Source organism: Bradyrhizobium sp. Ken51, assembly GCF_055807435.1.
The window spans coordinates 1-9996 of record NZ_JBVVPB010000070.1 but is presented as its reverse complement, the minus strand read 5'-3'; the positions used below and the strand labels follow the sequence as shown (position 1 = coordinate 9996).

11 protein-coding genes are annotated in these 9996 nt (G+C 58.0%); 5 read left to right on the top strand and 6 right to left on the bottom strand.

The genetic code is table 11. The annotated features are described in order from the left end of the window. Nucleotides 1-226: 226 nt before the first annotated feature. The 5 genes from AC0L27_RS40220 to ybgC form a co-directional block, all read right to left on the bottom strand. On the bottom strand, nucleotides 227-970 hold the full coding sequence (locus AC0L27_RS40220; protein WP_473323561.1) for an outer membrane protein: 744 nt from the start codon (nucleotides 968-970) through the stop codon (nucleotides 227-229). 552 nt (nucleotides 971-1522) lie between these two features. Further along, entirely contained in the window at nucleotides 1523-2803 is a 1281-nt protein-coding gene (locus tag AC0L27_RS40215) for a type II toxin-antitoxin system HipA family toxin (protein ID WP_473323559.1), read from the bottom strand. After that, complete coding sequence (locus AC0L27_RS40210) at nucleotides 2772-3092, bottom strand: helix-turn-helix domain-containing protein (protein ID WP_473323564.1); 321 nt, start codon at nucleotides 3090-3092, stop codon at nucleotides 2772-2774. Before AC0L27_RS40210 ends, AC0L27_RS40215 begins: the two co-directional genes overlap by 32 nt. A gap of 394 nt (nucleotides 3093-3486) precedes the next feature. After that, the gene (locus tag AC0L27_RS40205; protein ID WP_473323558.1) at nucleotides 3487-4200 is read right to left on the bottom strand and encodes a sugar phosphate isomerase family; all 714 of its coding nucleotides are present in this window, start codon (nucleotides 4198-4200) and stop codon (nucleotides 3487-3489) included. A gap of 542 nt (nucleotides 4201-4742) precedes the next feature. Next, on the bottom strand, nucleotides 4743-5186 hold the full coding sequence (ybgC, locus tag AC0L27_RS40200) for a tol-pal system-associated acyl-CoA thioesterase (protein WP_473323556.1): 444 nt from the start codon (nucleotides 5184-5186) through the stop codon (nucleotides 4743-4745). A 328-nt stretch (nucleotides 5187-5514) separates the two neighbouring features. On the opposite strand from ybgC, the gene AC0L27_RS40195 reads away from it, so the two are divergent. From AC0L27_RS40195 to AC0L27_RS40185, 3 genes are all read left to right on the top strand, one after another. Continuing rightward, nucleotides 5515-6798, top strand: coding sequence for an NAD(P)/FAD-dependent oxidoreductase (locus AC0L27_RS40195; RefSeq protein WP_473323554.1), 1284 nt, complete (start codon nucleotides 5515-5517; stop codon nucleotides 6796-6798). A 703-nt stretch (nucleotides 6799-7501) separates the two neighbouring features. Further along, a complete protein-coding gene (locus AC0L27_RS40190) occupies nucleotides 7502-7915 on the top strand; it encodes a hypothetical protein (protein WP_473323552.1) in 414 nt (137 codons plus the stop codon). Beyond that, nucleotides 7908-8177: a hypothetical protein gene (locus AC0L27_RS40185; protein ID WP_473323549.1), complete on the top strand. Its 270-nt coding sequence runs from the start codon at nucleotides 7908-7910 to the stop codon at nucleotides 8175-8177. The genes AC0L27_RS40190 and AC0L27_RS40185 overlap by 8 nt, the downstream gene beginning before the upstream one ends. A 604-nt stretch (nucleotides 8178-8781) precedes the next feature. On the opposite strand, the gene AC0L27_RS40180 is transcribed toward AC0L27_RS40185, so the two are convergent. After that, nucleotides 8782-9009, bottom strand: coding sequence for a hypothetical protein (locus AC0L27_RS40180; protein WP_473323546.1), 228 nt, complete (start codon nucleotides 9007-9009; stop codon nucleotides 8782-8784). Nucleotides 9010-9270: 261 nt separating this feature from the next. Between AC0L27_RS40180 and AC0L27_RS40175 the strand changes: the two genes are divergently transcribed. Continuing rightward, nucleotides 9271-9477, top strand: a complete 207-nt coding sequence (locus AC0L27_RS40175) for a hypothetical protein (protein ID WP_473323545.1) — start codon at nucleotides 9271-9273, stop codon at nucleotides 9475-9477. Nucleotides 9478-9691: 214 nt separating this feature from the next. Then, a partial coding sequence (locus tag AC0L27_RS40170) for a transposase (RefSeq protein ID WP_473323543.1) occupies nucleotides 9692-9996 on the top strand: 305 nt, incomplete at its 3' end.

Below are 9996 nucleotides of genomic sequence, written 5' to 3'. Positions count from 1 at the left end.
CGCCGTCCAAAGAATTGACGACGCAAAGAACAACTTTGGTCGAGGGAAGAATGAAACGAACATGCTCGCTGTCCTTTTTCGACTTAAAGTTCAGCTCAGAAGATGAACTCGCCGCGGTCTGGCTAACTCTTCCTGACTTCCGGTCACCCGCCAGTCGCGTCGCACGCGCGATGCCTGAAAGGCCCCGGTCTAGCCGGGGCCTTCGATTCACCAGTCCGACTTCAGATCAATATTTGAGCAGAATCGGGCCGCCGAACTTATAGTTGAGCCGCGCAGTCACAAGATCGAAATCCTGGCGGATGCGGTCGGCGCCCAGCGAACCAGCAGCCACGACAAAGTTCACGTCGGCATCCCGCATGAACAAGTGGTCGTACTCGACGCTTACCGACCAGTTCGGCGCGAAACCGACTTCGATCCCGGCGCCCACAGTAGCACCCCAAGGGCTGCTATCAGCGCCCGCCAACTGCGCGCCCGTGACTGCGGAGTTGACTCGATACGTGTTGCTCGCCACTGCGACGCCGCCCTTGGCGTAAAACAGTACGGTGTCGAGCGCATAACCGATCTGCCCAGTCATCGTACCGAACGCATCAATCTTGCTCTGGTCGACATCGCCGAACGCAATGCTGACGTTGGATCCGCTCAGATCAGCCCAGTTCCCCTGACCTTCAACGCCCAGCACGATCTGGCCGATCTGCCATCGATAGCCGATCTGCCCGCCGACGGTAATGCCGGTCGCATCATGACAGCCCTCAGGGGTGCGACCATTGTAGTCCCAGCAATTCGAGCTTGAGCCCAAGCCGCCGTTCACACCGACGTAGAGGCCGCTCCAGTCGTAAATTGCAGCCACGACAGGCTGCGGAGCTTTGGAGTAGAGAGGTTGGACGGGCTGCGCAGCCAGGTCTGCACCGGATGCGGACGCAATTGCGCCAAGCGCCACAATGCTCACAGTCGTAAGCAAGAAGTTCTTCATTTCTACTCTCATGTCTTGAGTGCCCCGAGCCTCGTGCGTCTTAACAACGTGCGCGCGAATTGCTGTAGCTGCGTCACAACATTCGTGCCGAAAGAAATGCGTGAACCGGACGCTGCGTTAGGTTCTGCGTTGCAGATCATTCCCAAGTGTCTGCCAGTGCTACATGCCGTGAGCGTAGATGGCGCAAAAATGAGCGAACTAGCGGCCGCCGATTCAGCGGAGTAGGCGTATGGCAAGCCTGAGGCGGTTTTTGTGATTTGCTATTTTGCGGAATTGATTCGTGGACAGCGCACAAGCTGCCTACATGTCATCTTGGCTCGCCTGACGATCTCAGGGCAGCTATTTCGCTTGTGTTGCAGCCCAGGCAAGCGCGCCCAGCTAGGGATGAGCAACGAGCCGCCGGCGATCCCGACGGCATGCCCGTTCGATTCTTCCTCAACATCCTTGGGACCTGAGCCGATGGTTGGAGCAACAGATTTTTTGCGCTACTAAAACGAGCCGAGGCCGCTCTTCGCGGAAACGTATCAAATTGTAGCGATTTCGCGCCCCCCTTCAAGCGTTAGGCAAAGACTTCGGAGGGTCCCCGGGATCTAGAACCAAGCTCATCTCCCTGATTTTGGCATCGATCTTCTCGATGACGGCGGTCGGAACGACATCCCGCTCCGGGAGATTCCACCAATGATCGTTCGCGGACGAAACGACTTCCTCGACGGCCGAGATGACCGCCGGTTCGGGCAGCCGCGCCCGATTGGCAAACTTTCGCCAACGGTCCGGCGTAAGACCCTTGAACGATTTCTCTCCTCCCAACGACAGGGCCATATTGTCCTTTGGAAAATATGCGGTGGTCGATAGGACGTCGTACACGGGGGCGATCGCCGGCGTGCAACCGTCGCCCGGGTATATCGTGGACCAATTCTTCAAGTGCATGTCGCCGTTGCCGACAAGCGCGGCAAGGGCTAGTCGACGAACAAATTCTAGTGCGGCTCCTGTCGATACCGCCACATTCAGCGCGGAGGCGATGTCGTGGTACGAAGCGTCATCGTATTTTTTGGATGGCTGGCGGCCGAAGATTTGAGCGAAGTCTTCGATGTGAATTCGGCGGCCTGCGGGTGCTCGGTCGAAACGCTTCACCAGCAGGACCTTGCCGGTCGACAGGGTGTTGAACTCTTCGGGTATTCCCTCGAAATCGGATTTTTCTACAAGCTCGCGTTCCGGTACATCCATTCCGAGGGCCTCGGATAACGCCAAGATCGCGAACTCGTTTTCCGACAATCCTATCAGATTGGTCGAAGGAAATTTCGCGATGTACTGACCTTGCTCGTCGCCGATTGGCAAAGTCAGGCCGCCCCCCTTGCCCGTGTTCTTCGTCACAGACAGCTTCATCTGAACTCCCGCCAAGGAAAACCGAGCTTTGATCTCGCCTGGATTTTCTCGAGCCGCTATCGTAGTGCCGCCGTCGCTCGGTAGGACGCGGACCGCGCCTGGCAAGTCCGCGCCGAGCGCCGCCAATAGATCAAAGTCGTTTCCCTGCCTCACGACTCCCGCATGATGTTTTTCCATCGCCTCGCGGAGCTTGTCCTCGGGCAACATGTTTGCGAAGAACGCCGGCAGCATGTGCGCTACAGGCTTCGGGTCCTTACGGAGGCCACCATGGACGGAGCGCAACGAGAGGCTCAAGATCGGAGGCCTTTCCATGGCTCGATAGGCTGGGTCGAGACTGAAGGCGTTGAAATCGCCTGGCGTACGCACAACCGTTCCGACCTTGAGATCTTGAAGAAGCACGTCGAGCGACTGGATGGTATTAGGGGCGCGGACCTGGGTAATCATCATCATCCGTGTCGGTTGTGAATGCCGGTCGGTCTTCGTCGTCGGAAGGGCGAAGCAGAGCGTTGACGCCAGGGGCCATTGCTTGTGGGATCAGCATCAACTCCATGCCGAGCGCGCGCGCGACGTTGATAAGCGTGTTCGCCCGCGCAGCAGCGTCGCCTTGTTCGATATCCCGGTAACGTGGCCTGGAAATGCCTGCGCGTTGGGCCACCTGCTGTTGAGTCAGGCCCGCTTGTTTCCTCGCGTCACGGAGGAGCCGTCCTAGCTGGTGGGTCGCTTCTGAGTCCCGCTCCATGATCTGTTTTCTCGCGTGATCTGTTTTCATATCTTTTGGCTCTCGAGAGACACGTAAACGTATCTTTTCTTAGACCAAATAGCAAGCTATAGATCTGTCTACGTGTCTTTTGATGCGCCGGTGATCCCCAACCGTACCTTTTTTGTTGAGCTAAAGGTCCAGCCCGGATGACTGCAATGCGGGAGAGTCGTGTCTTGCCCATGAGCCGAATGCCGCCCAAGAACACGCGCACAAGTCTTGCCCTGGCAATTCGGAATTCCCGCTCCGCGCTAGCTGCCCGGGAACACACCCTCGGCCGAAAGGGATTCGCCTCGGCAGGAGCGGTTCGATGCTGGAGTGGTTCGATGCTGACAGAGAACCGCGGAACCGGCAACGACCACGAGAGGGTCTTTGATCATGGGCGCAGCCCGAAATGGCTAGCGGATATGGGTGTGCCGATCACCGACGGTGGCACGCTGGAATGCACGCCCCGCCCCCGATAGCCCCATGTCGCTCGGGGCCGATTTTCGCTCTGGTTCCGAGACTTTGACCACAGCGTTTTGAACGACGGAGCGTCTGATTTTCCGAATTCATCTATTGGATGCCGTGTCGGCTGCGGTCGAATTGATTGTGGAAGGATACGCGCCGCTAAGAGATCGGCGGCTTTAGAAGACCTGCGCAAGCATCGCCGACCACTGGCCGTCGATCTCAAGGCGATTGACGGCTTCGATTGCAGCCGGTCAATCAGCAGCTCGAGGAGGAGATCGCCGCAATCGAATCGGGCCTTGCAGGGTTTCCCGACAGCGGTCTCCGCCTTAATCGGGCAAAATCCGCCTTGAGCCAGCACTCCTACAAATACATTTGGCCCTCGAATTCTGCGGCCGGCGGGAATGCGCTCGGCCAATGTGCCCTGAGGAACGAGTTTCGATCTGAGGGCGTGGTACTTTCTGGAGAAACGCGCGCGAATTACTGCCGCATGCTCTATCAATGCCGCGAGACCGACATGACCGTTGCCGTCATTGTTGTTCACTGGTGTGAGGTGCTTGGGGCGCCCCGACGCATCGAATCGCACGAGAAGCGCATGGATCAGCTCGACCGAAGCGCCCGCGCCTCCGAAACCGCCAATCATGACCGTCGCGCGATCGGGAATGCCGCAACTGCCTGCGCGAGCCTGGATACCGTCTTGTTCATCACTCTCCTGCTGCGCTCACTGATCGATTGAGATTCACTCAACAAGCCAGACGGGATCTCTCAAGCGGATCGAGAATCAAGAACAAAACTGCCCGACGCGGGGGACCGGCGGCTCACAGGCGATACGACGAAGCTCAAAACTTGGCGAACTGAGCCATCGTGCTGTCGAACACCCGCTTGGCTCGTCGAGCTCTAACTTGCGGTGGCGCGCCGACAAAATCTCCGTTCCATAGACGCCCCTATAGCCGCGCCAGTCGCCAATCGGCCCGTCATCCTTGACGTAGGTTTCGCTGTCCGCTGTGACCAAAGCAGCCGATGAAGTCCGATTTGTATTCGTTCTTCGCGGGCTTCTGGTTCATCCAACTTTGGACTGTGCAATTGAGCCGCCGGGCCGCAGCCCATTTGCTTTAACTTATGCCGCCATGTTGACTTGATTTCGTTGGCGCGCTGCAAGGCAGAGGCGTGAATGAGGCGGCAGATTTATCTATGCCCCTCCATAGCGAGCCGCAGCGACTTCGGGATGCGCTGCGCCTTTCCAGCTGAGATAAACGCTACCCGTACACGTGCTGCGACGAGGAGATCGTCGCCGCGCCTGCATTCCTGCAGCAAGGCAATCGACGCGCCCCTCACCTCTTGCGGGACTGTGACGACGTCAAGAATGTCATCCAAGACCGCCGGTCTTAGAAAATCGATTGTCATCGAGCGCACAACGAAGGCAAGACCGGGCGCATCGTTCTTGGCTTCTTTGAGTAATGCTTGCTGATTCGTTCCGAGCAAGCGCAAGTAGTTTGTTCTGCCGCGTTCCATGAAGCGCAAGAAATTTGCGTGATAAACAATCTGGCCGGAGTCGGTATCTTCGAAATAGACCCGGACCTGCATATGATGGCGGCCGCCGCGAATTTCGCCATCAAGAGAGGCTGTCACGGTGTGCTCCCCTTACTGCCCTTTGAGGACCCATTGTCTCGCACAAACGCGCGTTCCAGAGCAAGCGCCGATGGGCTTTGGCTTTGTTCGCGCAGTCGGAGCTCCGGCGCACCGCCGCGTGGGTGCTGCGCGTGCCCTCAACAGATCAACAACTTAGAAGCTCGGCCCCATCTCCGGGGTGATGACGAACTGTCCTTTTGGCCTGCGATTTGCCTGGCAGGGTGGCGCTGGCACGTCAGTTTTGGATCTAGAGAGGTCCGCCACCGGTATTCACGATTGCTGCTGGACCTCGGGTCGATCAAGAAGCTACTTGTAAGAGGATTGGCGGATGCGAAACAATCGGCGATCACACGGACTGTGGGTGCTGACTGCGCCACCAGCGCCACCAACTGCTCCACTTACCGATGAAATTGCAGCGGATATCGTCGTGATTGGCGGCGGATATACCGGGCTGTCGGCGGCCCTTCATCTCGCTGAAGGTGGAGCGCGTGTCGCGCTTTTGGAGGCGTCTGAAATAGGATTCGGCGGGTCCGGGCGGAACGTCGGGCTCGTGAATGCGGGCATGTGGCTCATGCCTGAGGCGCTTCCGGCCGCGCTCCGCGCGCCTTTTGGAGAACGGTTACTTGAACAGCTCGGCCGCGGACCGCAGACGGTATTCGAGCTCATCGAAAAGCACCACATCGAATGTGAAGTCGAACGTGCCGGCACCTTGCATTGTGCGGTCGGACGTAAGGGCTTGGAGGAGGTTGAGGCCCGTGCCGAACAGTGGCAGAAGCGTGGAGCGCCCGTCTTGGTGCTAAACGCGGAGGCAACACGCAGCAAAGTAGGCGGTGGCGACTACACCGGCGCGCTGCTCGATAAACGAGCTGGCACCATACAGCCATTGGCTTATGTGCGAGGGTTAGCGCGGGCCGCGCTTGCGATGGGAGCCAGGATATTTACGCATAGTGAGGCCGTCATGGCGCAACAGAATGGTTTCCGCTGGAGAGTCGGCACCGAAAAGGGATCTGTAGAGGCCGACTGGGTGGTCGTCGCGACGGACGCTTATAGCAAAGGACTTTGGTCTGAGGTACGGCGGGAACAGATTCAACTGCCCTATTTCAACTTTGCCACGCCCTCTCTGCCCGATGATCTGAGAAAGTCGATCCTGCCTGAGCGGCAGGGTGTGTGGGACACTCGAGAAGTCCTCTCTTCATTTCGCCTCGATCGCTCCGGGCGACTCGTGTTTGGCAGTGTTGGTGCGCTTGAGGGGATTGGGCGATCTATTCACCGCGCTTGGGCCCAAAGATCGTTGCACAAGCTTTTTCCAGGACTTCGGGGCGTCCAGTTTGAAACGGGCTGGTTTGGCATGATTGGAATGACCTCGGACAACTTGCCCCGGCTTCACAAGCTGGACCGCAACGTCATCGGTTTCAGTGGCTATAACGGCCGCGGAATCGCACCAGGCACTGTGTTTGGCAGTGTTTTGGCTTCGTACGTACTGGGGCAGATCGCGGACAACGACCTGCCGTTGCCGGTCACTGCTGTTGAAGCCCAGCGCTTTCGTGCAGCGCAGGAAGCGTTTTATACGGCGGGCTCCCAGGTTGTTCACCTGATGGATTCCTGGTTCTGATCACCCCAGCAACCCGGTTGGCTCAACAAGCTGCCCTCGCTGGAAGCATGCCGGTGCTCCTCATGTTGTTGCGATGTGTTCAAGGGCGCCGTCATGGAACCTAGGATACGGCCTGGCGATGAAAGTACCGAATAGCGGGAAGGGCCCATATAGCAGCCACTCATCACCACGTTCCGATCTGCCGCACGATCTCGAGCTCGTCGCTTTCGGCCCCCCCGTGCTTCGGGTCAGACAATCGGATGGTGAAAACGACGAGCGTGCGACGGGTGACGTTCATGAGTCGAGCTGTCGGTTCTCCGCCGAATGCCAGTCCGCACCGTGGAGGCGGATCATCTCCCGACGGGACCGCTCGATGAATGCGCGCTCAACGCAAAAGGCGGCAGTGACTGAAGCCCGCTTTAAAAAGGTTTCTGATGAGACACCGGCGCGAAGGCCCACCCCATGGCCGGCATTGGAAGCGCTTATGAATTGACGTCAGGGCGGTCTGAACGGGAAGAGCCAGCCTGTGAGGCGAGTTCTGCGCACTTCGTTTCGCTGAACCCGTCTGGAAACTCCCTTATGATGGATTGGGACAGCTTCGCCTCCGTGCCTTATGCCGGCATCGTAGTGCCAGTATGCCAGCGCGGCTTTGTTTGGGTAATTAATCCTTGCGCCGAGCGCGTGCGCGGCGAAATCTCTTCGGAATAATGAGGTTGAACGCAAAATGAGGTATCCTCCCAGCGACTCAGGGGAGGACGGGATGGCTAAAAAGTCGATAGTTGATGGGTTTTCGGACACGGTGAAGGAGCTTGCGGAGGGTGCTTCGGCAGCGACGGCGGAAGCCTTCAAGCCCGATCCCAAAGCGGTTGTCGGGACCACCAACGAGCAGGTCTATATTCCTGAAGCGACCGACGCTGCAGCTGTGCCGCCGCCGATCGTCTCCCGGAAGAAGAAGCGCGCGCCCGAAAGGGCGAGCAAGACGATCGCAGCTTCAAAGACTAAGAAGGCAGTGCCCCCGGCGAAGAAGGCGTCCAAGAAGACAGGCAAGAAAGCGATGAAGAAAATCGCTCCGAAAGAGTCGGCTAAGAGCCCGTCAAAGAAGGCTGCGAAGAAGAGCAAAAAGTCGAAGCGTGTTTGATAACAACATTGACTTCACCGCGCCTGCGTCCTTGCGAAAATGGCCGTCCATCAATAATGAGCGCGTCCCTAAAGCCTGGGGCGGCGTTCCCTACCTGATCCGTAACGGCACGTTGGACGAATGTATGCGGGAGTTTATGGCCAAGCCCGAGGCCCAACGCCACCTCTACGAGATCCACACAAGACCCCAGCCACCGTGGGTAACCGAGGTCTTGCAACGTGATCATCTTGTTGAACTCTCGCGACTGCGGGATTTTCTTTAAGCTCCCCCCGAATAAATTCTTAGGTCATCCACGAAGATTGGCAAACAGCGTGTGAGAGGCATATGACCGGCACTGGAGCTGTGGGTACACACGTCGACCGAGTTGCGGTATCGTACACGTTATTGGGTGACAAGCTGACAGTGCGATTTCCTCACGCGACTTGCTGTCCCGCGCTTGAGGTGGCGGGTCGCCCCCGGGAAAGCCTGCAAAGTGTCCTATTAGGCAATCTGCGCTCACTGCATCGGCCCGCCGCGGGTGCGAACGAGATTCCGCTATGTAAGGACGAACCTGCGTCGGGCGCGAGATCAGTACTACTCGCGATTGTTTTGGAAGCATGCCTGCTTTTCATCCCCACAAGCGCCATGCATCGGCCGTCAACAAGCCAGAATCACAGTCGCAAATGGAATGTGTCGAGGATATCTCGGTCGTGTCGTCTTCGTGCTGCCGATCGAAGCCCCTGACCCCGCTCCATCGCTCCTCCAAGGCCCCCAGCCAAAAGCGATGGAGCGGGCTTTGATCTATTTGCGAGCGATCCTATCAAGCGGACGCTCGACATCCTAAATCAAGCTCCCGTCGGGTCGGACATTTGTGGTTTCGCTTTCTCTCAAACTAAGCCGCGCGGGCGGCGCGATATTCGGCGATTATCCTTGAAATAAGCGCCTTCAGAAATGTCTGAGGACTTGGCCTCGCGGTAACTTGCCTTGCCGTCCTCGCCGACCTCGACCACCTGAATCAACTCGGCGCCATTCCCTTGCGTGATTTTTAACAACCATGACGCGCCACCCCTTCGCTCTATCGGCGACATGAGCGCATTAACCTCGCGGTCATGCATGTCGGGGGGCTTTGCAAACTGCTTCGCGCTACCTGCACCCCGGCGTCCGCTTCGGCAACCACCGCTTCCATCTCACTAAGGTCAGCAATCTCTGCGCTGTAGTGCAATTCGAAGAACCGGCTGCGACTTTCTCGGCTACATCAGCAAGGCGGCCCGTGAAGTCGCTCAGTTCGGGCTCGGCCCAGTATTGCTTCAAGCAGCATTGCACTCTTGGTTGTGAGCGCAACGTTTGCAGGGCCATGGGATCGAGGCTGCGCAAATATGCACGTATCTCTTGGCGCCGCATTTCCGCCATTGGTTGCTTTCATCGACAGCCTTGATCTTCATCGCGTCGCGGCGCTGTTGAATTTCTTTGTTGGTTTTGGTGATGGGATCACGTGCTCGGGCGACAATCTTGCCGAACGTGTCCCCAAGCGCCTCCCGAAGCGCTGTCCAAACTCCGTCATCGTGCCAGCGCCAGACAGCTGAGCCTTGGGGCCGAGGAAACCCTCAACAGTGGTAACGCTGTCCTTCATCGTCGCCGAGATTGTCATTCGGCCTGCAATATTGGCTCTGACGCAATATTTTGGTGCAGCACTGGTCATGTGGCGCCGATTAGTCGTACTGAGTCAAAAGGTCGCGCGCTTCGAATTCGAGAATCAATTATTTGAGAAGATTCAGAATTGGCGCGCGAGGTGCTGATGTGGATCGTCAGGTTGAAGCGAGGGCCGAAGTACGATTTTCGGCGTATGTCGAGGGACTTGGGAGCGAGATCGGCCACGCTGACCGGATTGGTCCGTTGCGGGATTATTGTACCGGGCTAATTCTGCCGGGCGAGCGCAAGAGCGTGGAGCCGATGGCGGCGAAGACGGCCCCGGCGCGAACGGCGGCGCAGCACCAGTCGTTGCTGCACTTTATCGGTGTCGCGGCCTGGTCGGACGAGAAGGTGCTGGCCAAGGTCCGCCAGATGGTGCTGCCTTCGATGCAACGGCAGGGGCCGATCGAGGC

What these genes read in the sequence shown, in the direction of transcription:
- AC0L27_RS40205 (WP_473323558.1), bottom strand. Translation starts at nt 4,200, where the DNA reads ATGATTGGCGGTTTCGGAGGCGCGGGCGCTTCGGTCGAGCTGATCCAT.
- AC0L27_RS40180 (WP_473323546.1), bottom strand. Translation starts at nt 9,009, where the DNA reads ATGCATGACCGCGAGGTTAATGCGCTCATGTCGCCGATAGAGCGAAGG.
- AC0L27_RS40195 (WP_473323554.1), top strand. Translation starts at nt 5,515, where the DNA reads ATGCGAAACAATCGGCGATCACACGGACTGTGGGTGCTGACTGCGCCA.
- AC0L27_RS40175 (WP_473323545.1), top strand. Translation starts at nt 9,271, where the DNA reads ATGCACGTATCTCTTGGCGCCGCATTTCCGCCATTGGTTGCTTTCATC.
- AC0L27_RS40220 (WP_473323561.1), bottom strand. Translation starts at nt 970, where the DNA reads ATGAAGAACTTCTTGCTTACGACTGTGAGCATTGTGGCGCTTGGCGCA.
- AC0L27_RS40190 (WP_473323552.1), top strand. Translation starts at nt 7,502, where the DNA reads ATGAGGTATCCTCCCAGCGACTCAGGGGAGGACGGGATGGCTAAAAAG.
- AC0L27_RS40215 (WP_473323559.1), bottom strand. Translation starts at nt 2,803, where the DNA reads ATGATGATGATTACCCAGGTCCGCGCCCCTAATACCATCCAGTCGCTC.
- AC0L27_RS40210 (WP_473323564.1), bottom strand. Translation starts at nt 3,092, where the DNA reads ATGGAGCGGGACTCAGAAGCGACCCACCAGCTAGGACGGCTCCTCCGT.